At 51.8% G+C, this 24,868-nt stretch carries 20 protein-coding genes and 1 pseudogene; 8 read left to right on the top strand and 13 right to left on the bottom strand.

The annotated features are described in order from the left end of the window. Positions 1 to 23 precede the first annotated feature (23 nt). The 6 genes from silP to silC form a co-directional block, all read right to left on the bottom strand. Complete coding sequence (gene silP, locus U0026_RS01530) at positions 24 to 2,471, bottom strand: Ag(+)-translocating P-type ATPase SilP (protein ID WP_062779793.1); 2,448 nt, start codon at positions 2,469 to 2,471, stop codon at positions 24 to 26. Between the two features lie 126 nt (positions 2,472 to 2,597). Continuing rightward, on the bottom strand, positions 2,598 to 3,038 hold the full coding sequence (locus U0026_RS01525) for a DUF411 domain-containing protein (protein ID WP_000758228.1): 441 nt from the start codon (positions 3,036 to 3,038) through the stop codon (positions 2,598 to 2,600). Positions 3,039 to 3,124: 86 nt separating this feature from the next. Next, entirely contained in the window at positions 3,125 to 6,271 is a 3,147-nt protein-coding gene (silA, locus tag U0026_RS01520) for a Cu(+)/Ag(+) efflux RND transporter permease subunit SilA (RefSeq protein ID WP_000574029.1), read from the bottom strand. Between the two features lie 10 nt (positions 6,272 to 6,281). Beyond that, positions 6,282 to 7,574, bottom strand: a complete 1,293-nt coding sequence (silB, locus tag U0026_RS01515; protein ID WP_000157620.1) for a Cu(+)/Ag(+) efflux RND transporter periplasmic adaptor subunit SilB — start codon at positions 7,572 to 7,574, stop codon at positions 6,282 to 6,284. Positions 7,575 to 7,687: 113 nt separating this feature from the next. Beyond that, on the bottom strand, positions 7,688 to 8,041 hold the full coding sequence (gene cusF, locus U0026_RS01510; RefSeq protein WP_001246155.1) for a cation efflux system protein CusF: 354 nt from the start codon (positions 8,039 to 8,041) through the stop codon (positions 7,688 to 7,690). Positions 8,042 to 8,068: 27 nt separating this feature from the next. Further along, positions 8,069 to 9,454 carry a Cu(+)/Ag(+) efflux RND transporter outer membrane channel SilC gene (gene silC, locus U0026_RS01505; protein ID WP_327030272.1) on the bottom strand — a complete coding sequence of 462 codons (1,386 nt, stop codon included), beginning with the start codon at positions 9,452 to 9,454 and terminating at the stop codon, positions 8,069 to 8,071. Between the two features lie 189 nt (positions 9,455 to 9,643). On the opposite strand from silC, the gene silR reads away from it, so the two are divergent. From silR to copM, 4 genes are all read left to right on the top strand, one after another. Beyond that, a complete protein-coding gene (gene silR, locus U0026_RS01500; protein WP_000697968.1) occupies positions 9,644 to 10,324 on the top strand; it encodes a copper/silver response regulator transcription factor SilR in 681 nt (226 codons plus the stop codon). After that, positions 10,317 to 11,798: a copper/silver sensor histidine kinase SilS gene (gene silS, locus U0026_RS01495; RefSeq protein WP_000555736.1), complete on the top strand. Its 1,482-nt coding sequence runs from the start codon at positions 10,317 to 10,319 to the stop codon at positions 11,796 to 11,798. Before silR ends, silS begins: the two co-directional genes overlap by 8 nt. A gap of 244 nt (positions 11,799 to 12,042) precedes the next feature. After that, the gene (gene silE / locus U0026_RS01490) at positions 12,043 to 12,474 is read left to right on the top strand and encodes a silver-binding protein SilE (RefSeq protein ID WP_000790485.1); all 432 of its coding nucleotides are present in this window, start codon (positions 12,043 to 12,045) and stop codon (positions 12,472 to 12,474) included. Between the two features lie 147 nt (positions 12,475 to 12,621). Beyond that, positions 12,622 to 12,972, top strand: coding sequence for a CopM family metallochaperone (gene copM, locus U0026_RS01485; RefSeq protein WP_000647571.1), 351 nt, complete (start codon positions 12,622 to 12,624; stop codon positions 12,970 to 12,972). 168 nt (positions 12,973 to 13,140) lie between these two features. Here copM and U0026_RS01480 read toward each other — a convergent pair whose 3' ends face one another. From U0026_RS01480 to U0026_RS01465, 4 genes and pseudogenes are all read right to left on the bottom strand, one after another. Beyond that, entirely contained in the window at positions 13,141 to 14,811 is a 1,671-nt protein-coding gene (locus U0026_RS01480) for an ATP-dependent nuclease (protein WP_000642528.1), read from the bottom strand. Between the two features lie 21 nt (positions 14,812 to 14,832). Continuing rightward, a protein-coding gene (locus U0026_RS01475; RefSeq protein ID WP_095033700.1) for an IS1-like element IS1B family transposase occupies positions 14,833 to 15,530 on the bottom strand; the annotation gives its coding sequence in 2 pieces (ribosomal slippage) (positions 14,833 to 15,281 and positions 15,281 to 15,530; 699 coding nt in all). A gap of 51 nt (positions 15,531 to 15,581) precedes the next feature. Beyond that, positions 15,582 to 15,905: pseudogene (locus U0026_RS01470) on the bottom strand (TnsA endonuclease N-terminal domain-containing protein); the annotation flags it as partial. A 142-nt stretch (positions 15,906 to 16,047) separates the two neighbouring features. Then, a complete protein-coding gene (locus U0026_RS01465) occupies positions 16,048 to 17,250 on the bottom strand; it encodes a BaiN/RdsA family NAD(P)/FAD-dependent oxidoreductase (protein ID WP_062778865.1) in 1,203 nt (400 codons plus the stop codon). Between the two features lie 230 nt (positions 17,251 to 17,480). Between U0026_RS01465 and pitA the strand changes: the two genes are divergently transcribed. Then, a complete protein-coding gene (pitA, locus tag U0026_RS01460) occupies positions 17,481 to 18,968 on the top strand; it encodes an inorganic phosphate transporter PitA (protein WP_062778863.1) in 1,488 nt (495 codons plus the stop codon). A gap of 52 nt (positions 18,969 to 19,020) precedes the next feature. On the opposite strand, the gene uspB is transcribed toward pitA, so the two are convergent. Continuing rightward, entirely contained in the window at positions 19,021 to 19,356 is a 336-nt protein-coding gene (uspB, locus tag U0026_RS01455; protein ID WP_062778860.1) for a universal stress protein UspB, read from the bottom strand. A 380-nt stretch (positions 19,357 to 19,736) separates the two neighbouring features. Between uspB and uspA the strand changes: the two genes are divergently transcribed. Further along, positions 19,737 to 20,174: a universal stress protein UspA gene (gene uspA, locus U0026_RS01450; RefSeq protein ID WP_062778858.1), complete on the top strand. Its 438-nt coding sequence runs from the start codon at positions 19,737 to 19,739 to the stop codon at positions 20,172 to 20,174. A gap of 256 nt (positions 20,175 to 20,430) precedes the next feature. Further along, the gene (gene dtpB / locus U0026_RS01445; protein WP_062778856.1) at positions 20,431 to 21,903 is read left to right on the top strand and encodes a dipeptide/tripeptide permease DtpB; all 1,473 of its coding nucleotides are present in this window, start codon (positions 20,431 to 20,433) and stop codon (positions 21,901 to 21,903) included. A 123-nt stretch (positions 21,904 to 22,026) separates the two neighbouring features. On the opposite strand, the gene U0026_RS01440 is transcribed toward dtpB, so the two are convergent. Further along, the gene (locus U0026_RS01440; RefSeq protein ID WP_062778854.1) at positions 22,027 to 22,530 is read right to left on the bottom strand and encodes an RrF2 family transcriptional regulator; all 504 of its coding nucleotides are present in this window, start codon (positions 22,528 to 22,530) and stop codon (positions 22,027 to 22,029) included. A 230-nt stretch (positions 22,531 to 22,760) separates the two neighbouring features. Here U0026_RS01440 and U0026_RS01435 point away from each other — a divergent pair, with 230 nt between their 5' ends. After that, positions 22,761 to 23,960, top strand: coding sequence for an NAD(P)/FAD-dependent oxidoreductase (locus U0026_RS01435; RefSeq protein WP_062778853.1), 1,200 nt, complete (start codon positions 22,761 to 22,763; stop codon positions 23,958 to 23,960). A gap of 148 nt (positions 23,961 to 24,108) precedes the next feature. On the opposite strand, the gene rsmJ is transcribed toward U0026_RS01435, so the two are convergent. Beyond that, positions 24,109 to 24,861, bottom strand: a complete 753-nt coding sequence (gene rsmJ, locus U0026_RS01430) for a 16S rRNA (guanine(1516)-N(2))-methyltransferase RsmJ (protein WP_062778851.1) — start codon at positions 24,859 to 24,861, stop codon at positions 24,109 to 24,111. Positions 24,862 to 24,868: the final 7 nt, after the last annotated feature.

The following is a 24,868-nucleotide window of genomic DNA, read 5'->3' as shown; positions in this document are numbered from 1 at the left end:
CGTAACTGACCCTTCACTCAGTGTTATTTCCCGAGCCTGACACTTTTCAGACGCAACGCATTCACAATGACGCTGACGGAGGAAAGAGCCATGGCCGCCGCCGCAATAACTGGCGACAGCAGTATTCCATACACAGGATAAAGCAGACCTGCAGCCACAGGCACGCCAAGTGCGTTGTAGATAAATGCAAAAAACAGATTCTGACGGATATTTTTCATGGTGATCTCTGACAGATGACGGGCCCTGTTCAGTATCATCAAGTCGCCTTTGAGAAGGGTGACTCCGGCACTTTCAATTGCCACATCTGTACCCGTTCCCATGGCTATACCCACGTCAGCCGCTGCCAGCGCCGGGGCATCATTCACACCGTCTCCGGCCATCGCAACCACATGGCCAGACTCTTTCAGTCGGGTTATCACTGCTTTTTTGCCATCCGGCAGAATTCCGGCTTCAACCTCATCTATTCCCAGTTTCCGTGCGACTGCTTCAGCAGTAAGCTGGTTATCCCCGGTGAGCATAACGATGCGGATCCCCGCCTGACGCAAAGCTTTAAGCGCATCCGGCGTGGTTGTTTTCACGGGATCCGAGATAGCTATCAGGCCTGCAAGGTCCCCGTCTGTGGCCACATAGATAACGGTAGCGCCTTCCATCCGCAACGTATCCGCAACGGCCTTTTGATTATCAATAACGATACTGTTTTCCTGCATAGCCAGTTCATTACCAATAACAACCCGTTGACCTTCGACATCGCCTGAGACACCTTTACCCGACGGTGCATCGAAATGAGTGACTGCGGGTATTGCGATCCCCTTTTCCTGTGCTGCTTTAACTACTGCCATACCCAGCGGATGCTGCGAGCCTTTTTCCACTGCGGCTGTTACACGCAAAAGAGATGTTTCCCCACCCGGATTGAGACTGATAATCCCTGTCACCGTAGGCGAACCTTCCGTGAGCGTGCCTGTTTTGTCGACAACCAGCGTGTCCACTTTTTCAAGACGCTCAAGGGCTTCGGCATTCCTGATTAACACCCCGGCCTGGGCTCCTTTGCCCACCCCCACCATTATCGACATCGGCGTGGCCAGCCCCAGCGCGCAGGGACAGGCAATAATCAGGACCGACACAGCCGCAATGAGACCGTGCGCCATCCTGGGCTCGGGCCCCCAGACAGACCAGATCACGAAAGCAACAACCGCGATAAGTATCACCAGAGGAACAAACCAGCCTGAAACGCTGTCAGCCATTCTCTGGATGGGGGCACGCGAACGCTGTGCATCAGCGACCATCTGAACAATTCGTGAGAGCATTGTTTCATCACCGACTTTCTCTGCACGGATGATGAGACTCCCTGTCTGATTAATGGTCCCCCCGATGACAGGGTCACCCTCCGTTTTGGTAACCGGCATAGATTCCCCGGTCACCATCGATTCATCAACGGTTGTTTTGCCTTCGATCACGATACCGTCGACCGGAATACTCTCTCCTGGTCTGATGCGGAGCTTATCGCCAGGCAGGACATCTTCCGCATTAATATCCGTTTCATGACCGTCATGATCCAGCCGTCTGGCGGTTTTGGGGGCAAGGTTCAGAAGCGCAGTAATGGCGCCTGAGGTTTGTTCCCGTGCCCGCAGCTCAAGAACCTGTCCCAGCAGAACAAGCACCGTAATAACTGCTGCGGCTTCAAAATAAACGGCCACCAGGCCATCCATGTTTCTGAACGATGCAGGAAACCAGGAGGGGAAGACGGTTGCAATGACGCTGTACACCCAGGCTACGCCGGTGCCCATTGCAACAAGGGTAAACATATTCAGGGAGCGGTTACGTAACGACATTCCGGCCCGGGCGAAGAATGGCCAGCCACACCACAACACGACAGGAGAGGCCAGAAGCAGCTGCAGCCATGTGTTGTACTGTGGCGGTACTGTATTCCTCAAGGCGGGAAACAGATGAGATCCCATTTCGAGTACCAGAACCGGAAACGCCAGCAACAACCCCAGCCAGAAGCGTCTTGTCATGTCGCGAAGTTCATCACTTGCCCCCGTGGATGCCGTAGCTACGAGCGGCTCCAGTGCCATTCCACAGACAGGACAGCTTCCGGGACCACTGCGGCGTATCTCCGGGTGCATCGGACATGTCCACACACCTTCAGAATTCTCTTTCTCCGCCTGGTGGTGAGGCTGTTTTATCTGATCAGGGCTGACTTCGTGATGATCGTGGTGATGGTGATGGGAATGTTCACTGGCATCTTCGGTAAGATAACGATCGGGATGGGCTTTAAATTTACTCTCACAGCTGGCGGAGCAGAAATAAAGTTGATGGTCCTGGTATCGAATGCTGCTGTGCGCCCTGTCGGGCAGGATGTCCATCCCGCACACGGGATCTCTCACCTTATGCAATACGTGGCCCTCGTCCGGGGATAATGTCTGCTCAGAAGCAGTCTGGTTGTTGTGTTGCACTGCATTGTCATTTTTCACAGTAACTCTCCTTATGCATACCGAAGCATCTTCTGTCTTCAGGGTATGTCATGGATGCGATTACCACGAATGCCGCCGGCATAAGAGTGCCTGCTGCCGGCGTCCCGTTATCAGCCGTTCCGCTGACTATTCGATTCGCTGGAAGACTTTTTTACTTCCATCCGGTGAGAATGCGATAACATCGTAAGCCTCTTTTCGGGCTCCCATCTCCATTCCAGGACTTCCTGCTGGCATACCGGGGGTGGCGAGACCGTATATACCTGAACCAGACTGCATTGCCTTATGTATCGTTGTCGCAGGCACATGGCCTTCAATGATCAAATTACCGGCAACCGCGGTATGACAACTTCGCAGTCCTGCAGGAATAGCATGCTTTTCTTTCAGGGCTGACAGCGCCTGATCATTCATGACGTGAGTTCGTACTTCAAACCCGTCTTTTTCCATCGCCTTGCCCCACAGGGAACAACAGCCACAGTTTTCAGATTTGTACATATCAATCACTTTTTCACTCGCCATCGCGGGCAGTGAAAGGCCGAGAGCCAGCGCCATCAGAACCACTTTTTTCATACTCACCTCTGTATATTATCGATTTAAACCCTGACGTCAGGGTGAATCAGTAAAGAAGGACACCCACAGGGGGTGCCCTTTCAGGTTCAGGACACGCTTTTTTTATGTCTGCGCAGCCAGATTAATTTGTAGGCGGCAGGAATAATGAACAGGGACAGCAGCGGAGCCGTGATCATCCCACCAATCATGGGTGCCGCGATACGGCTCATGACTTCTGAACCTGCACCGGTTCCCCAGAGTATTGGCAGCAGACCCGCAATGATCACCGCCACGGTCATGGCTTTCGGCCGGACACGCAGTACGGCACCATGATAGAGGGCTTCATCAAGGCCTTCCGGTGTGAACGTCTCTTTACGGGACAATTCCGGGTGCGCTTCAATGGCATGACGCAGATACATCAGCATGACCACGCCAAACTCTGCTGCCACCCCGGCCAGAGCGATAAACCCCGTTCCGGTTGCGACAGACATATGGAAGCCCTGCCAGTACAGGAACCATATCCCGCCAACCAGGGCGAACGGCAGGCTCATCAGGATCAGCAGGGCTTCATCAACCCGGCGGAATGCCAGATACAACAGGATGAAGATGATCATCACCGTCATCGGCACCATCAGCTTCAGTTTCTTGTTGGCATGCTCAAGCAGTTCAAACTGTCCGGAGAATGACACGCTGGTACCCGGTCTCAGTTTCACTTTCTGACTGATCGCCGTTTTAATGTCATTAACCACCGACACCATATCCCTGCCGCGCGCGTCAATGTAAATCCAGCTGGCTGGACGGGCATTTTCCGTTTTCAGCATAGTCGGCCCGGAAACGACCTTAATATCCGCAACATCGCCCAGCGTGATCTGCTGCTTCATCGGGGTCAGGATCGGCATCTGTTTCAGGGCCTGCGGGCTGTTCCGGTAATCCTGCGGATAGCGGATATTAATCGGGTACCGGGCCACGCCTTCAACCGTTTCCCCTACCGTCGCGCCGCCGATGGCTGATGAGATGAACAGCTGCACATCGCCCACCGTCATTCCGTAGCGGGAGGCTTTTTCCCGGTTGATATCCACATCAATGTAGCGCCCGCCTTCCAGTCGCTCTGCGAGAGCAGACACTACGCCGGGTACGGTTTTGGCGACCGCTTCGATACTCTGCGCCGTTGCATCGATATCGGACAGAACCGTTCCGGACACCTTGATACCTATCGGGCTTTTGATCCCGGTTGAGAGCATATCAATACGGTTACGGATTGGCGGCACCCAGAGGTTTGCCAGCCCCGGTAAACGGACGGTCCTGTCGAGTTCTTCAATAATCTTGTCAATCGTCATGCCTGGACGCCACTGATCCTCAGGTTTGAGCTGGATCGTGGTTTCAACCATTTCGAGCGGTGCGGAATCCGTGGCGGTCTCTGCTTTACCGGTCTTGCCAAATACAGAGGCCACTTCAGGAACGCTTTTGATTAACTTGTCCGTCGTCTGCAGGAGCGCTGCAGCTTCAGCCGGAGAGACACCCGGCAGGGTCGACGGCATATACAACAGGTCGCCCTCGTTAATCTTCGGCAGAAACTCACCGCCCACCTGGCTCAGCGGCCAGATAACGGTGAAAATGGACAAGGCCGCAACCAGCAGGGTTGTTTTTGGCCAGTGGAGAACCCGCAACAGCAATGGATGATACGCTTTGATCAGTACCCGGTTCAGGGGGTTACTGGTCTCTGCAGGAATTTTCCCCCGGATCCAGAATCCCATCAGAATCGGAATGACGATGATGGCCAGCGCGGCCGCGCCCGCCATGGAGTACGTTTTCGTGAATGCCAGCGGGCCAAACAGACGTCCTTCCTGACCTTCCAGGGTAAAGATAGGAATAAAGGACAGGGTGATGATCAGCAGGCTGATAAACAGTGCGGGTCCCACTTCAACGGAGGCATCGGTAATCACCTTCCAGCGGGTGGCGTTGTCAATCTGCTCACCCGGATGCTGATGATCCCACTCCTCAAGCCGCTTATGCGCATTCTCAATCATCACAATGGCGGCATCCACCATCGCACCGACGGCAATCGCTATCCCTCCCAGCGACATGATATTGGCGTTCAGTCCCTGGAAGTGCATGACGATAAAGGCGATACACAGACCAAGCGGCAGAGAGATAATCGCCACCAGGGCAGAACGTACGTGCCACAGGAACAGGGCACAGACGATGGCCACCACGATAAACTCTTCCAGAAGTTTGGAACTGAGGTTATCAATCGCCCGGTCGATGAGCTGGCTGCGATCGTAGGTGGTCACGATTTCAACGCCTTCCGGCAGGCTGGCCTTCAGCGTCTCAAGTTTATCCCTCACTGCCGTGATAACGTCGCGTGCATTTTTACCCGACCGCAGGATCACCACGCCGCCAGCGACTTCGCCCTGGCCGTTCAGCTCGGCAATACCACGCCGCATTTCAGGCCCGGTCTGCACGCGGGCAACATCCCGCAGATAAACCGGCACGCCGTTCTCGCCTGTTTTCAGGACGATGTTATTAAAATCATCAATGCTCTGAAGATAACCGCTGGCACGGACCATATACTCAGCTTCGGCCATTTCAACGGATGAGCCACCGGCCTCCTGGTTAGACGATTCAAGGGCCTGTTTCACTTCGGGCAGGCTGATACCATACTGAGACAATTTTACCGGATTGACCTGAATCTGGTACTGTTTCACCACGCCGCCAACCGAAGCGACCTCAGCCACGTTCGGGATGGTTTTCAGCTCAAATTTCAGGAACCAGTCCTGCAGAGAACGCAGTTCTGAAAGGTCGTGTTTTCCGCTGCGATCGACAAGGGCATATTCAAATATCCAGCCCACCCCCGTGGCGTCCGGACCGATTTCAGAACTCACACCGGCGGGCAGTTTTCCCTGTACCTGGTTCAGGTACTCCAGCACGCGGGAACGGGCCCAGTACAGATCGGTGCCGTCTTCAAAAATGACATACACATACGAATCACCGAACTGTGAAAAACCACGCACGGTTTTTGCGCCAGGCACGGACAGCATGGTGGTGGTAAGTGGATAGGTGACCTGGTTTTCTACAATCTGCGGGGCCTGGCCGGGATAGCTGGTTTTGATAATGACCTGCACATCTGACAGGTCAGGCAAGGCATCGACAGGCGTGTTAATAATCGTCCATGTGCCCCAGATGCTGAGAAACAGGGCCCCCATCATGACCAGGAAACGGTTGGCGACAGAGCGCCGGATAATCCATTCAATCATCGTCGTCTCCTCAGTGCCCTGAATGCATATTTACAGGCTGGTCAGACATTGCTGGCATACTGCTTTCTGTTTTTTCAGGGTGGCGCATACGTTCCAGTGCGCCCGTAATATTGGCTTCAGAGTCAATGAGGAACAGGCCACTGACCACCACGGTATCGCCTTCATTCAGGCCGGAGCCGATGCCGGACTGTTGCTGTGACTCATGCAGAACGTGGATCTGTTTCGGCACAAACTTGCCTTCATCATCAACAGTAATCACGCGCTGTTCTTTGCCGGTATCGATAACGGCCTGGCTTGGTATCAGCAGCATCTCCTGGCTTCTGGTATTCAGTTTCAGATAGGCATTCATGCCCGGCTTGAGAAACTCATCCTTATTAGAAACCTGGAGACGGACCTGAAGCGTACGGGTTGTCTGATCCACGCTGGGAAGAATATTCCATTTTTCGACATGGAATGTTTTATCCGGATAAGCCGGTACCGAAATTTCAAACTGCGACGTATCTTTCAGCAGATAGGCGATAGATTCTGGCACTGCAGCGCTGATCCAGACCGGGTCCATTCCCTGAATCTGAGCCACCACCTTATCTTTCGAAATATTCATGCCGGTGCGCAGGTCAAATGCAGTAATGACACCATCAATAGGTGCTTTAATGGTAAAACGGGTCTGAATGCTCCGGGTAGAACGCAGTCTCTGAATATCCTCTTCCGGCATACCTGCCAGGCGAAGCCGTTCCAGAACGCCTTTAATTTGCGTGGAAGTACCACCGGTGCTGGATAACAGAAGGAATTCACTCTGTGCTTCCACCCAGTCCGGAATGGTAATATCGATAAGTGGCGTCCCCTTCTTCACATGATCGCCAATCGTCATGGGGTAGACTTTTTCGACAAACCCGTCAGAACGCGCCTGCACAATAACAAACTGATACTCGTTATAGCTGACATTAGCCGGGATTGTCTGAGAATAATTCAGCATTCCTCGCGTGACTTTTTGCGTTTTTAATCCCAGATTCTGAACCTGGGTTGGGTCGATACGGATCCCGCCACTGCTTTTATCGCCACTGTCATCAGCATATTTTGGCACCAGGTCCATATCCATAAAGGGCGATTTTCCGGGTTTATCAAATTTGGTATCCGGTTTCATTGGGTCATACCAGAAAAGCACCTTTCGTTCCGGTGCCTTTTGTTCTGTTTTTTCTGTCTTTTGTGCTGAGTTTACATACTGCCAGGCAGTAACCGATATCAGCCCCCCTGCTATGAGGCTGCTGATAATTATTGCAGCATATTTTATCTTTAAAGAAGCCATACAATTTTCCGCTAAAAAATCAAAACACCTGGCATATGCGCCTGACGGTTAACTCACACATATACCTATGTGAATGTACAGGCGCACAGGATGTAATCGCTCCGGACAGCCAATCAGGACTGCGTCACGTTAATGCTTTTGAGTAAGGAGATATTGCCCTGCTGAATAAACGAGAAATCGACATGGTTGCCTGTTTTCAGGGCATTAATAGCATCGTCTGCATTAACAAAAGTAAAGCGCATGGTCATTGCAGGCCAGCCCACCGCTGGAATTGCTTCATGCGAAATGGTGATTTTCTTAGTATTCATATCAATGTCTTTAACGACACCGGTGCCCTTGATAACTTGCTGTACCGAAGCATCACTGGCAGTATTCATATCGCCATGCTGATGTGTTTCAGCATGAAGACCGGCAGAAAACATGACAGAGAAGGCACCAAATAAAACGGCTTTAAGTGAATTACGCATTTTAATTTCCTGATTAATTAAATAAATTTACTCTACCCAACCGCCACCCAGCGCGGTAAACAGATTAATTTCGTTAACCTGCCGGGAATAGGTAAGATCGAGAATGGTTTGCTGGGTAGCGAAGAGGGAACGTTCTGCATCCAGCACTTCGATGTAACTGACAGCACCACTTGCATACAATCCTCTGGCACGCTGGAGAGTTATCTGAAGTGAATCAAGATAACGCTGCTGTGACTCAAGTTGCTGGCTAAGGCTGTCGCGCAGCGCAAGCGTGTCGGAAACATCCTTAAAGGCTGACTGAATTTTTTGTTCGTAATTAACCACCGACTGTTGCTGGCGAATTTCAGCCAGCTTCAGATTGGCTTTATTCCTGCCAGCATTAAATATAGGAATTTCAATTTTAGGGATAAAATTCCACATTCCACTTCCTGACGTAAACAGGCTGGACAGCTCCGTACTGCTTGCGGAAAGACCACTGGTCAGGGTAATTGAGGGGAAAAAGGCCGCTCGCGCTGCGCCAATATTGGCATCAGCCGCTTTCAGCTGATATTCCGCTTCCATAATATCCGGTCGCTGCAGCAAAATTTGTGAAGACAGATTTGGTGGCAATTTTACTGGGGCTATCTCCCCGCCTTTCATCCCTTTTTCTGACGGAAGTGCGCGGTACGTTCCCAGCACCAGTTGCAGGGCATTGTTTGCCTGAGCCAGATCGCCTTCTCGTTTGGCTATTTCGGCGCGGGTACTTTCGATTTGTCCTCGCGCCTGTTCAAGTGCCAGAACGTTCGTACTCCCGGTCACGAGCTGCTGCTCAACGAAAGCATAGGACTGTTGATAATTTTTCAGCGTTTCCCGCGCAATACGAAGTTGTTCGTACGCCAGTTGCTGGCTGAAATAGCTTTGTGAAACGTTGGATACCAGCAGGATGTGTACGGCCCGACGGGCTTCTTCGCTGGCAAAGTAGTTCTGGCGATCAGCATCACTCATGTTCTTAAGTTTGCCGAAAAAATCGAGCTCATAGCTGAGCTCCAGTCTCGCGTCGTACTCCTGTGTGGTCGGCTTGTCACCTTTCAGACCACCGCTGTATGTTATCCCGGATGAGGCATTCAGCTGGGGATAACGATCTGCATCCGTGACGTTGAACTGGGCTCGGGCCTCTTCAACATTCAGGGCAGCCATTCTCAAATCACGGTTATTAGTCAGAGCTTCACCGATCAACCGGGTAACCTGGGGATCGACAAAAAAGTTACGCCAGCCCGTATCCTGATAGCCATTTACCGCTGGCGTCAGGCTGTTATGGGACAGTGAAAACTGCTGGGGTACCGGTGCTGCGGGCCGCTGATATTCAGGCGCAAGCGACACGCAGCCTGCCAGGATGAATATCGTGCTAATGCTGAGTAATTTTAATTTGAACATAACGCTTCTCGTCCAGGCAGACCTGGTAAATGGTTCAAATGAAGTCCAGAGTATTGATAGGGGTACTTTACCTAACGCTCTCTGTTTGCCGGGTGACAGGATAATGACAATGTTGTCATTTTTGCTGTAATCCGTTGATAACGATCGTGGGCGCAATAGAATGACATTAGCAGCCAGCCGGGGAGCAAGATGAAAATATTGATCGTCGAAGACGAAATTAAAACAGGTGAATATCTCAGCAAAGGGCTTACAGAGGCAGGGTTCGTAGTGGATCACGCTGATAATGGTCTTACCGGATATCATCTCGCCATGACAGCCGAGTATGATTTAGTCATTCTGGATATCATGCTACCTGATGTGAACGGCTGGGATATCATCCGCATGCTGCGCACTGCCGGAAAGGGTATGCCGGTCTTACTGCTGACAGCCCTCGGCACGATCGAACATAGGGTCAAAGGACTGGAACTGGGTGCGGACGATTATCTGGTTAAACCCTTTGCGTTTGCCGAACTGCTCGCCCGGGTGAGAACCCTTCTGAGGCGGGGAAACACGATGATCACGGAAAGCCAGTTTAAGGTGGCTGACCTCTCGATTGATCTCGTATCCAGAAAAGTCAGTCGCGCCGGAAACCGCATTGTGCTCACCAGTAAAGAGTTCAGCCTGCTGGAATTCTTCATTCGCCATCAGGGAGAGGTTCTTCCCCGCTCCCTGATTGCCTCTCAGGTCTGGGACATGAATTTTGACAGCGACACTAATGCGATCGATGTCGCAGTAAAGCGACTCCGCGCTAAAATAGACAACGATTACGAGACAAAGCTGATCCAGACAGTCCGGGGCGTGGGCTACATGCTGGAGGTCCCGGATGCATAGCAAACCTTCCAGACGCCCTTTCTCACTCGCTCTGCGGCTGACCTTTTTTATCAGCCTGTCCACGATACTGGCTTTTATCGCATTCACCTGGTTTATGCTGCATTCTGTTGAAAATCATTTTGCCGAGCAGGATGTCAGCGATCTTCAACAAATCAGCACCACACTGAACCGTATACTGCAGTCCCCGGTGGATCCGGATGATAAAAAAATAAGCAAAATAAAGGAATCAATTGCCAGCTACCGCAACGTTGCCCTTTTGCTCCTCAATCCCAGGGGGGAAGTGCTCTTTAGCTCAGCTCAGGGGGCGGCACTACGCCCGGCAGTGAATTCAGCAGATTTTAGCGAGCACAGCCGCGCACGGGATGTCTTTCTCTGGACGGTGGAGGATCCTGCGGGACCGATGGATACCGGGTCCGAAATGAAGATGGAAACATACAGGATTATCGCCTCCTCTGGTCAGGCGATATTTCAGGGCAAACAGCAGAACTATGTCATGCTGACTGGCCTATCCATTAATTTCCATCTCCATTACCTCGATGCGCTGAAAAAGAACCTGATTGCGATTGCCGTCGTGATAAGCCTGTTGATTGTTCTGATCATTCGAATCGCTGTCCGTCAGGGGCACCTGCCCCTTCGTAATGTCAGCAATGCCATTAAAAACATCACCTCCGAGAATCTTGATGCGCGACTGGAACCGACACGCGTTCCCATTGAGCTGGAGCAACTGGTTATCTCGTTCAATCATATGATTGGAAAGATTGAGGATGTCTTTACCCGCCAGGCCAATTTCTCTGCCGATATCGCGCATGAGATCAGAACGCCCATCACCAATCTGGTGACGCAGACTGAAATCGCACTGAGTCAGGATCGAACACAGAGGGAACTTGAGGATGTCCTCTATTCCAGTCTTGAAGAGTATAACCGGATGACCAAAATGGTCAGCGATATGCTGTTCCTGGCACAGGCAGATAATAATCAGCTGATACCTGACAGGGTCATGTTTGACCTCAGAGCGGAAGTCATGAAAGTCTTCGAGTTTTTCGAAGCCTGGGCCGAAGAACGCAATATCACGCTCAAATTTAACGGGATGCCCTGCCTGGTTGAGGGAGATCCACAAATGTTCAGAAGGGCGATCAATAATCTGTTATCCAATGCCCTGCGTTATACCCCGGAGGGACAGGCAATCACCGTCTCAATAAGAGAGCAGGAGAGCTTTTTTGACCTTGTGATTGAAAATCCGGGGAAACCAATCCCTGAAGAGCATTTATCAAGGTTGTTTGACCGTTTTTATCGGGTGGATCCGTCCAGACAACGAAAAGGAGAAGGCAGCGGCATCGGCCTTGCGATTGTGAAGTCAATCGTGGAAGCACATCACGGAAGAGTGCAGGTGGAATCGGACGTACACTCAACGCGTTTTATCTTATCCGTGCCCAGACTGGAGAAAATGATTCCGGACACCCAGTGCTGGGAATAAAGATTTAAATGACAAAGATGTCATTAGCCTGTCATGCAGCAAACAGAAGCCATTCGATATAATTAGTGCAACTTATCAGGAAGGCTGGATTGCTTTATCAATATCCGGCGTCAGTGGACGCCAGGAAATGAATATCCAGTCCCCTCCCGGAGAAATAAACACTTCCGAACCTGTTTCAGTTATGGAACTGAAAACACCGGTTGTACTCCCCCGGACATCACTAATTAAGAAATGGAGAGTTATCATGAAAAATATCGTATTAGCATCCTTGCTGGGCTTTGGCTTAATTTCTTCGGCCTGGGCCACTGAAACCGTGAATATCCATGAGCGGGTCAACAATGCACAGGCACCTGCTCACCAGATGCAGTCTGCTGCGGCTCCTGTCGGGATCCAGGGGACTGCACCTCGTATGGCCGGTATGGACCAGCATGAACAGGCCATTATTGCTCATGAAACCATGACGAACGGGTCGGCGGATGCGCACCAGAAAATGGTGGAAAGTCATCAGAGGATGATGGGAAGTCAGACCGTTTCCCCTACCGGGCCGTCGAAGTCATTAGCGGCAATGAATGAGCATGAAAGAGCTGCAGTTGCCCATGAATTTATGAATAACGGTCAGTCTGGCCCACATCAGGCCATGGCCGAAGCGCATCGTCGCATGCTCAGTGCAGGCTGACGGCGAGGGAAGTATCTGTGCTGTCCTTATTTCCTTGATAGATTTTTCCGTAACCGGATATATGGCAACATCTTTGCCCCCTACAGGGGGCATTTTTATCAGATTCTGCTACAGTTAACGGGCATCAACGCTAAAAGGATATTTTTTATGAAAGCCAGAAACACTTTATTTGCAGTATTAATGTTATCCCTGCCAGCGATTTCAGCAGAACATTCAGAAATGAAAATGACTGATATGTCTACCTCGGCTTCGTCACAGGAATATATGGCTGGCATGAAAGACATGCATGACAAAATGATGGCTGCCGTAAATGAGTCCGATCCCGACAAGGCTTTTGCGAAAGGCATGGTAGCGCACCATGAAGGGGCAATAGCAATGGCTGAGACCGAGCTCAAATACGGAAAAGATCCGAAAATGAGAAAGCTCGCGCAGGACATCATTAAAGCTCAAAAAGGTGAAATTGAGCAGATGAATAAATGGCTTGATAGTCAAAAGTAAACATTGTAGAAATGTCACGACAAGCGTGATTTTACATCGTTCCTGGGCGCGGGAGTCGGTTAATCTTTATATAATTCAAACCCGATTAATTTCGGGTTTTTACTACTCTGTACTCCGGTCCTTTGTTGAGGACCGGAATATATGCACCTGAGATGCTTATTTAATACATTATCTCGTCATGGATACAATGTCGCTCAGGATCTCAACCAGCTCGCTTCTCTCCTGCGTTCCGTCATGATAGGTTGATCTTGAGATGATTCTTTCTGATGTCATCTGAGGCCAGAATTTATCTAGTACATTATCGGGTTTCATTCCCACAGCCCGGCCGATTATTTTTTTAGCGTCACAGGTGTCCGTAAACGTGACGGCTACACCAGTAATTTCCTCGATAAGATCCGGGCACAGATAGTTTTCTATCTCACGTTTGCGCGTAGCGAAAAATACCTTACCGGCCTCCTCTACTTCTTTTTTACGCTTCTGGATGGACAGAACCTGTGCAGGGTCTCCCCCAATATCGGAGTCCAGAAATACGCACCAGGGAAGCCCCAGATCTTTGGCCAGATTCAATGTAACCCAGTGTTTGACGCTACCACACCCTCCTATGAGGACTGGCACTATTTTCACGTCCTCCAGAGAGGCTGGCAGCGCACCTGACTGTTTTAATGAACTGGCCGCATGCCTCAGGAAAGTAACATCCGACTTTCCCTCTACCAGAACAATCCCCTGCGCCCTTTCCATACCGGTCTCTGGCAGCACCCCCAGGCTTTCAGTGGCTTCCTTCAGCACTGCGTCATCCGGCATTTTTACTACGGGTTCACCCGCCTCATTTCGGGTAACATAACGTACGCCTTCGACAGGGATTAATCCGGCCAGCGCCGGGACATGGGTGGTGACGATAATCTGACGGTGCGGCTGGCCTGCCAGTGCCAGTAACGCTTTCATCAGCATCATCTGATAGTTCGGATGCTGTGACGTTTCAGGCTCCTCTATGGCATAAATCACATTTCTGGGCGTCCCCGCGACATTCTTTTCAGCCTCAGCCCGAAAAAAATTCAACAGGATAAGCCTCCTTATCCCGCTGCCGCGCTTATTGATGGGGATGCCATTTTCCCCGTCCAGGGTGAAATTGAAGGTCCACTTGGGTTTCTCCTTAAATCGTGGAGTCAGTTCACTGGCGAGTTCGGGGGCCATTTCACGTAATTTATCCAGCGTTCTCTGTGCGACATCCAGGACGCTGTCCTGAATCTCATTTTCCAGCGCTGTAATTTTGTCCTGCAGCGCAGCCTGAGCGTCTTTTACGGCCTGCTGTAAGGGGTTTTTAGCTTCGGAATCCCCGTCGCTGCTTTCCCTGTCGGCTTTGAAAATCGCATACGTGGGCAGCAAATCGAGGATCTTACCCCATAATGATTTTGTGTCGGTTCCGAACTCTTTATCGACATCCAGCATAATTTCCGAACAGGTATAGGGGGCTGCGGCTTCCCTGATGGCCTGACGCCATAACGATGCAGTGCGTTTATCCGCCACATTTTTTTCAACTTCTTTTCCCACCGCCTTGAGCTCAGAAATTTTCATGCCCAGTAAATTTCTCAGGGGCTCCTCATCCGGGTGGATGCAGCGGATGCAGGTCTGCTCCGGTTTTCCTGAGGTCGTTGCTTTAAACGTTTTGACGATTTCAAAATTGCCGTCCTCATTCAGCAGATGTTCTGAGGCGAGCGTGGTCTGCACCCTGTCGTCGATCATGATAAAATCGGGCAGGTCATCAAATTCACAGGCTATTTCAAAACGGCCGTCCCCTTCTCTTAGGCTGAAACAGTTCATGTCATTCTTGTCAGCCTTCATTCCTTCGGTAATGACTCCAACTTATTGATAGTGTTTTATGTTCAGATAATGCCCGATGACTTTGTCATGCAGCTCCACCGATTTTGAGAACGACAGCGACTTCCGTCCCAGCCGTGCCAGGTGCTGCCTCAGATTCAGGTTATGCCGCTCAATTCGCTGCGTATATCGCTTGCTGATTACGTGCAGCTTTCCCTTCAGGCGGGATTCATACAGCGGCCAGCCATCCGTCATCCATATCACCACGTCAAAGGGTGACAGCAGGCTCATAAGACGCCCCAGCGTCGCCATAGTGCGTTCACCGAATACGTGCGCAACAACCGTCTTCCGGAGCCTGTCATACGCGTAAAACAGCCAGCGCTGGCGCGATTTAGCCCCGACGTATCCCCACTGTTCGTCCATTTCCGCGCAGACGATGACGTCACTGCCCGGCTGTATGCGCGAGGTTACCGACTGCGGCCTGAGTTTTTTAAATGGCGGAAAATCGTGTTGAGGCCAACGCCCATAATGCGGGCGGTTGCCCGGCATCCAACGCCATTCATGGCCATATCAATGATTTTCTGGTGCGTACCGGGTTGAGAAGCGGTGTAAGTGAACTGCAGTTGCCATGTTTTACGGCAGTGAGAGCAGAGATAGCGCTGATGTCCGGCAGTGCTTTTGCCGTTACGCACCACCCCGTCAGTAGCTGAACAGGAGGGACAGCTGATAGAAACAGAAGCCACTGGAGCACCTCAAAAACACCATCATACACTAAATCAGTAAGTTGGCAGCATCACCCCCCTCACCATAGGATGTTGAAAATGTAGATGATTTGCTATTTGTTGGGTAAGCCGGAGAGGAAAGAGTGGGAATTGTTCCCGGATATCAATCACCGAGTCATTAAACTCAGCCAGATAGAAAAAGTTACTTTCGACAGAAGAAAGGAGATGATGGTTTCGAAACGTCTTAAGGCCAAAGACTATCGAACGGTTTCCACGGGATTTAACGTCCTGAGCTCTAAGCCAGGGCTGATAACTTTGGCCATAGCCCACTCCTATGCCGTCACCTAGCGCATTTTCATAATCCAAATAGGATTTGAGACGCCTACCCCTAGCCATGATCGTACCCTAAAAACGACATTGATACGTACCTATATGTGCATTTTATAGTCTCCAACCCTATAACCACACATTCAGTAAGTATACAACATTAGCGTCGTTTTTTGAGAATGGTTACAACTTTAGTGCTTTGTGTACAACTTTATTGTCCTCGGACATCAGCCAGCGCCTGCGCACACGCCCAGGCGCTCGACCACGCCCACTGGAAGTTATAGCCGCCCAGCCAGCCGGTGACGTCCATCACTTCGCCAATAAAGAACAGCCCCGGCACTTTCTTCGCTTCCATGGTGCGCGACGACAGTTCATTGGTATCTACACCGCCCAACGTCACTTCCGCCGTACGATAGCCTTCGGTGCCGTTTGGCTGGACGCGCCAGTTAATCAGCGTTTCAACCAGCGCCTGCTGATCGCGTGCGTTGAGCTGCTTCAGAGTGACGTCAGGAACCTGCCCAAGCTGTTGCAGACATTCAACCAGTCGTTTTGGCAGCTGCATCGCCAGCGTGTTTTTCAGGCTTTGATTTGGGTGCTCAGCGCGTTGAGTGTCGAGGAACGCCGCCAGATCGATATCAGGTAAGAGATTGATGCTGACGAATTCGCCCGCTTGCCAGAAGCTCGAAATTTGCAACACTGCCGGGCCGGAAAGGCCACGATGGGTGAAAAGCAGACTCTCGCGGAAGACGGTGCCGTCTTCGGCGGTAATCACCGACGGTACGGAAACCCCAGACAGCACCTGGAACTGTTCCAGCATCGGTTTGTGTAAGGTAAAGGGCACCAGACCGGCGCGCGTTGGCAGAACGTTGAGTCCGAACTGTTCCGCGACTTTATAGCCTAAAGGCGAGGCACCCAGTCCCGGCATCGACAGGCCACCGCTGGCGATCACCAGCTTATCTGCCGAAACGACATCGCCGTTAAGTTGCAGGGTGTAACCTGCATCATCACGGGTAACGCTGAGGATTTCGCTACGCAGGCGAGTGGTGACGTTACCTTTCTCGCACTCGGCCACCAGCATCGTCACTATCTGCTCGGCAGAATCATCACAGAACAGCTGGCCCAAGGTTTTTTCATGCCAGGCAATGCCGTGTTTGCCGACCATGTCGATAAAGTCCCACTGGGTATAACGCGCCAGCGCAGATTTGCAAAAATGCGGGTTTTGGCTGAGATAAGCCGCAGGCTCGACATAAAGATTAGTGAAATTGCAGCGACCACCACCGGACATCAGGATTTTACGCCCCGGTTTTTTACCGTTGTCCAGCAGCAAAACGCGGCGGCCTGCCTGCCCAGCCATGGCTGCACAAAACATTCCTGCCGCTCCGGCACCCACTACAATGGCATCAAACCTTTCCACGCACTATCCTCAACATAGGTATTGTCGGGAAGTGTAAATTTTTCACGGATGTCATACCAGTGAAATATCCACAAAGCCGACTTATCTGATTGATACAAGGGAAATAATTATTTGCAGCCACTGACAGCTTGCAGATAAATATCAAAAAAAATAGAGATTTCACTTTGCCCGCGCAGCCAATGTCCCTGATAATGCCGCGCGTTCATGACCTCAAAATGGCGTAACGTCCTATGTTACATTTGTTCGCTGGCCTGGATTTACATACCGGGCTGTTATTAGTTCTGGCACTTGTGTTTGTTCTCTTCTATGAAGCCATTAACGGTTTCCATGATACGGCTAACGCGGTTGCCACAGTGATTTATACTCGTGCCATGCGCTCGCAGCTTGCGGTTGCAATGGCAGCAATCTTTAACTTCCTCGGCGTTCTGTTGGGCGGTCTGAGTGTAGCCTATGCGATTGTGCATATGTTACCGACGGATCTTCTGCTCAATATGGGCTCCGCACACGGCCTTGCCATGGTCTTCTCCATGCTGTTGGCTGCGATTATCTGGAACCTCGGCACCTGGTACTTCGGTCTGCCTGCGTCCAGTTCCCACACGCTGATTGGCGCTATCATCGGGATTGGTTTAACCAATGCGCTGATGACCGGCACCTCTGTGGTTGAAGCGCTCAATATCCCGAAAGTGATTAATATTTTCGGTTCATTGATCATTTCACCAATCGTGGGTCTGGTTGTGGCTGGTGGCCTGATTTTCCTGCTGCGTCGTTACTGGAGCGGAACCAAAAAACGCGCCCGTATCCACCTGACTCCTGCTGAACGTGAAAAGAAAGACGGTAAGAAAAAACCGCCATTCTGGACCCGTATTGCTCTGATCATCTCGGCGATTGGCGTGGCATTCTCCCACGGCGCAAACGACGGTCAGAAAGGCATTGGTCTGGTAATGCTGGTGTTGATTGGCGTCGCCCCGGCAGGTTTCGTGGTCAATATGAACGCCTCCGGTTACGAAATCACCCGTACCCGCGATGCGGTCAACAACGTTGAAATCTTCTTCCAACAGCGCCCTGAGCTGCTGCTGAAAGTCGCAAACAACGCTGAGAAATTGACGCCAGAAGCATTGGCCGCGGTTGAGTTCCACTGTCATCCGACGAATACCCTCAACGCGCTCGATCGCACCAAAGCGATGCTGGCTAATATCGAAAGCTACGATAAGCTCTCGGTAGAACAGCGCGGTCAGCTGCGTCGCATCATGCTGTGCATCTCTGATACCACGGATAAAGTGGCGAAGATGCCGGAAGTGAATGCCGACGACCAGCGCCTGCTGAAAAAGCTGAAAACCGACATGCTGAGCACCATTGAGTACGCTCCAGTGTGGATTATCATGGCCGTCGCGTTGGCGTTAGGCTGCGGTACGATGATCGGCTGGCGTCGTGTAGCGACCACTATCGGTGAGAAAATCGGTAAGAAAGGTATGACCTACGCACAGGGCATGGCGGCGCAGATGACATCTGCGGTGTCCATCGGTCTGGCAAGTTATACCGGGATGCCGGTCTCAACAACCCACGTACTGTCGTCCTCTGTGGCAGGTACCATGGTGGTTGACGGCGGTGGGCTGCAAAGAAAGACCGTGACCAACATTCTGATGGCCTGGGTCTTCACGCTGCCTGCGTCGATTATTCTGTCTGGTGTACTGTACTGGTTGTCTCTGAAGCTTATCTAAGCGTCAGACACAAAGAAGAAACGGGTCAGGAAACTGGCCCGTTTTTTTTTGCTTAGTGCCAAATCATCAGGCCAATCAAGCTAATAAATACCAGCCCGCAAAGGGAGCTGGTCAAAATAAATTGCCGACGCAGCCGCTCGCAACGACGGATAAATTCGTCGTCATGATGATCGCGATAACGCTGGCCGTAAATGTACCAGACCAGGCGTACCTGCTTGCCAGGTTGGCCGTGGGAGGTAAAGAAACCACTGCCATCAACGTACTGATAAAGCAAGGGATCGCAACCACGTAGTACAACCAATAATGCACGTAACGATGAGAAGTAACGTGCCATATTCACAACACAAACGATACACAGGGCCCAAAACAGCGCAATCGTGCTGATCATAACGCCTCCCCGGCGACCAATTCCCAAAGACCTCTCCAGGAACATCCCGCTTACCATACCCAATAACCGCTCAATGAAAGAGTGCGATACCGATCACGTTTAATTATTCGACCGGCTTATCTAATAGTGTAGGAGATCAGTTAAATTTTTTACCACAAGGTTAATCGTTATCAATACGTAACACGGAAAAATTTGTTTAACTAATTGGCGAACCGGATGCATTGACGGCGCCTAAAGGCCAAGATAAGGTAGAAATATCTACTACAATTAGGTCTTTAAGGGCAAACCCCGCGCATGTGGCACGCAGGACGCGGGCAAGGGACAGCGCATGGGCTGTCTGGTCCAACAGTCATCGACAACTTTATGGAAGGAGTAACACTATGGCTTACAAACATATTCTTATCGCGGTCGACCTTTCACCAGAGAGCAAAGTGCTGGTTGAAAAAGCGGTATCAATGGCTCGTCCCTACAATGCGAAAGTCTCACTGATTCATGTCGATGTGAACTATTCAGACCTCTACACCGGTCTTATCGACGTCAATCTGGGCGATATGCAAAAACGTATCTCTGAAGAGACTCACCACGCGCTGAGCGAACTGTCTACCGGCGCAGGCTACCCTATCACCGAAACCCTGAGTGGTAGCGGCGACCTGGGTCAGGTGCTGGTTGATGCCATCAAGAAATACGATATGGATCTGGTGGTTTGTGGTCACCATCAGGACTTCTGGAGCAAGCTGATGTCGTCTGCTCGCCAGCTGATCAATACCGTTCACGTCGATATGCTGATTGTTCCGCTACGCGACGAAGAAGACGAATAACCTTTTTCCTTGCTGACCAACGCCCGCATATGCGGGCGTTTTTGTTTCTTCCCGCCACACCCCACTCCTCTCAAAGAATATAAATCCAAAAAATTAACACAATGTTAGATTGATCAACCAATTCAACCGCTTTATAGCCATATAATAATCCGTCAACTTATAAAATAATCACATCATTGCGCACCACAGGACTTTTTCAGCGCGTTTTGGCATACGCGTTCATACTTTTCCGGACAGGATAAAAAGGCGAAGAAAGATGACCTCACCCGCACCGACAGGCTTACTACAACAGCCCCGCCCATTCTTCATGATCTTCTTTGTGGAGTTATGGGAGCGATTTGGCTATTACGGCGTTCAGGGCATCCTGGCCGTTTTCTTTGTTAAACAGCTTGGGTTCTCCCAAGAACAGGCGTTTATTACCTTCGGCGCGTTTGCCGCCCTGGTGTATGGCCTGATTTCCATTGGCGGCTATGTCGGCGACCATCTTCTCGGTACCAAACGCACGCTGGTACTGGGTGCTGTCGTGCTGGCAATTGGCTACTTTATGGCCGGGATGTCGCTGCTAAAACCTAACCTGATTTTTATCGCACTGGGGACCATTGCGGTGGGGAACGGGTTGTTTAAGGCCAACCCGGCAAGCCTGTTGTCTAAGTGCTACCCGCCGAAAGATACCCGCCTGGATGGCGCGTTCACCCTGTTTTATATGTCGATTAACATTGGCTCGCTGCTGTCGCTATCGCTGGCACCAGTCATTGCTGAAAAGTACGGCTACGCGGTGACCTACAACCTTTGCGGGGCGGGGCTGATCGTCGCTCTGCTGGTTTACTTCGCCTGTCGTGGAATGGTGAAAGACATCGGTTCCGAGCCGGACCACAAGCCGCTGAATTTGCGTAATCTGCTATTGGTACTGGCGGGCACTGTGGTCATGATTTACCTCTGCGCCTGGCTGATGCACAACGTTAAAATCGCCAACCTGGTGCTGATTTTTCTCTCCCTGGTAGTGACGATTTTCTTCTTCCGCGAGGCCTTCAAGCTCGATAAAACCGGGCGCAACAAAATGTTCGTCGCGTTTATCCTGATGCTGGAAGCCGTGCTGTTCTACATTCTGTACGCGCAGATGCCGACCTCACTGAACTTCTTCGCTATCAATAACGTTCATCATGAAATACTCGGTTTCGCCATTAATCCGGTGAGCTTCCAGGCGCTAAACCCGTTCTGGGTGGTGGTTGCCAGCCCGCTTCTGGCTGCTATCTACACGCGTTTGGGTAACAAAGGCAAAGACCTGACCATGCCGATGAAGTTTACGCTCGGTATGTTCCTGTGCTCGCTCGGGTTTCTGACCGCTGCGGCGGCGGGAATGTGGTTTGCCGATGCGCAGGGGCTGACCTCACCGTGGTTTATCGTGCTGGTCTATCTGTTCCAGAGCCTGGGAGAACTGCTGATTAGCGCCCTGGGGCTGGCGATGGTCGCCGCGCTGGTACCGCAGCATTTGATGGGCTTTATTCTCGGGATGTGGTTCCTGACCCAAGCCGCCGCATTCCTGATGGGTGGCTACGTCGCCACCTTCACCGCCGTGCCGGACAATATTACCGACCCGCTACAGACGCTGCCAATCTACACCAACGTCTTCAGCAAAATCGGTCTGGTGACGCTGGCGGTAACGGTGGTGATGGCGATGATGGTGCCGTGGCTAAATCGGATGATTAATACGCCGGATGGCGAACAGTAATGATCATTACCGGATGGCGGCTAACGCCTTATCCGGCCTGCATTTCACTGTAGCCCGGACGAGGTGCGATGGCGCCGACTCCGGGAGTTTCCCGGCGGCACTGCGCTTGGCCGGGCTACCTGACTACGCTTTTCGCGCAGCAATCCAATCCTGCACTTCAACCACAAAAGTATCCGGCGCTTTGCGGTACATCTTGCGCGCCAGGTCGAGAATGGTGTGCTGACCTAACGCTTCTTCCATCCGCTGCTGTGCCATATCCATGACCGAGCGCACGCCGCAAATCCCTTCGCAAGCCCACTCTGGCGGCTGTTCTTCAAAAACGGCTAAGCGCTGGCGAATTTCACGGCATTCAAAAATACGCTTGTCACCGTCAATGGCGTTCGCCACATCCAGCACCGTAATGTGTTCCGCTGGTTTCGCCAGTTGGAAACCGCCGCCCTTCCCTTCAATGCTACGTACCAGTCCGGCCTTAGACAGACGCGTGAAGATTTTGGCCAGGTAATCGTAGGGCACGCTTTGCAGCTCAGCAATTTCACGCACGCTCATATCGCGAGCATCGCCTTTGCTGTCCACCATACACATCAGGCTATGGATGCCGTACTCAACCCCAGAACTGTAGAATGCCATTCACTTATCTCAGCCAAAATTAATCTGAGTTAATTGTAGCTTTTTCAGAATACAGATTCTAGATGCTCAGTGTTTAATCTATTTTTGTAATTTTTAATCAGTTAAATATCAGATAGATAATGCAAAATTCACGCATTCAAAACCGGTGTTATGCAGAACCCCGTTGCAATCCTTAACTACGACTAATAAAATCCGAGTCAATAATTCGTAGTCACCAATGAGAACATACAATGCGTAAACAAATTCTGATCGTAGGCGCTGGCTTTGCCGGCATGTGGGCCGCACTGAGCGCCGCACGTCTGGCAGATAAAAATCAGCAGGACATTGATATTACGGTGATTGCGCCACAGCCTGAGCTGCGCGTGCGTCCCCGTTTTTATGAAAGCGCTGTCCAGACGCTGGTTGCACCACTGCAACCATTATTCGACGTTACCGGCGTTAACTTCCTGCGCGGTACCGTCGAGCAAATTCTCCCGGCTTCTAAAGAGGTGAGCTGGAAAGATGCTAACGGCGAGATTCGCCTGCGTCGCTATGACCGTCTGGTACTGGCCAGCGGCAGCAATGTGAACCGCAACATAGTTGCAGGTGCCGCAGAGCATGCATTCGACCTCGACCAACTGGAGAGCGCGAATGTACTGGAGCAACACTTGCAGGCGTTGGCCCAGCAGCCGGAGAGCGAAGCGCGTAATACCGTGGTGGTCTGCGGCGGTGGCTTCACCGGGATTGAAATGGCGCTGGAACTTCCGGGTCGTCTGCGTGAAATCCTCGGTGCAGATGCTAAGACCAGAGTAGTCGTAGTTGAACGCGGTGCACAGCCGGGTGCGCGCTGGAGTCAGGAACTGCGCGATGTTATTGCCGAGGCTTCTGCGGAGCTTGGCGTTGAGTGGATGGTGAATACCGAAGTGGAAAGCGTTGATGCCTCTGGCGTGACGCTAAAAGACGGTCAGATTATTGCCTCACAGACGGTTATCTGGACTGTAGGTGTCCAGGCTAACGGTTTGACGACGCAAATTGATGCGCCGCGCGATCGTCAGGGTCGCCTGCACGTAAATGCCAATCTTCAGGTGCTGGGTCATGAGGATATCTACGCCACCGGCGATGTGGCTTACGCCGCCACCGATGATAAAGGCAACCATGCGCTGATGACCTGCCAGCACGCGATTCTGCTGGGCAAATTTGCCGGGAACAACGTCGCGGCCAGCCTGCTGAACGTCGAGCCGTTGCCGTATCGTCAGGAGATGTACGTCACCTGTCTGGATCTGGGCGCATGGGGTGCGGTTTACAGCGAAGGCTGGGATCAACAGGTGAAACTGACGCGTGAAGAGGCGAAGAAGTTGAAGGTGTCGATTGTGAGCGAACTGATTTACCCACCGAAGGCAGACCGCGCGGTGGCATTTGAGATTGCCGACCCGCTGGCCCCGTTTGTTTAAGCATAAGCGAGGACGCCCCCTCACCCTCTCCCCAAAGGGGCGAGGGGACCGATTGAGCGCGCACGCTAATTAGGTTTTCTGCCTATCCCGAAGAGGCGATGGTTTTCTCCCTCGCCCCTTTGGGGAGAGGGCCGGGGTGAGGGGAAAACTACTCCGCCGTCCCCGCATAAATATCAAACCGATGCCCTTTGGTCACTACCGCGTTCGGTGTCGCGACATCCGCCAACGGCGGCGCATAATCCGGGCGCTTCACCACCACGCGTTTGGTCGCTAACTGACGCGCCGGTTCCAACAGCCCATCAGCATCCAAATCAGGCCCCACCAGCGACTGAAACACCCGCATCTCTTTTTTCACCAGCGCACTCTTCTGCTTATGCGGGAACATCGGGTCGAGGTACACCACCTGCGGACGCGGGGTAATATCCGTTAGCGCCGTTAGACTCGAAGCGTGAATCAACTGCAAACGATCCTGCAACCAGCGGCCAATTTCCGCATCGGCATAACCACGCGCTAAGCCATCATCAAGTAAGGCCGCCACCACCGGGTTACGCTCCAGCATGCGTACATGGCAGCCCACCGACGCCAGCACAAACGCATCGCGCCCTAGCCCAGCCGTCGCATCCACGACGTCCGGCAGATAATCGCCTTTGACACCAACGGCTTTCGCCACCGCTTCACCGCGACCACCGCCAAATTTACGCCGGTGCGCCATTGCACCGCCGACGAAATCAACAAAGATCCCGCCAAGCTTCGGCTCATCGCGCTTGCGCAGCTCCAGGTGCTCCGGTGTCATCACCAGCGCCATCAGGTTGTCTTCATCGTGCTCTAGCCCCCAGCGGGCGGCCAGAACAGATAAGGCGCCGTCTCCGGCGCCCGTTTCATCCAGTAAACAAATCTTCACGCCAGTC

The organism is Kluyvera intermedia (genome assembly GCF_034424175.1).
Taxonomy (GTDB): Bacteria; Pseudomonadota; Gammaproteobacteria; order Enterobacterales; family Enterobacteriaceae; genus Kluyvera; species Kluyvera intermedia.
This window is presented reverse-complemented; position numbering and strand designations above follow the sequence as displayed.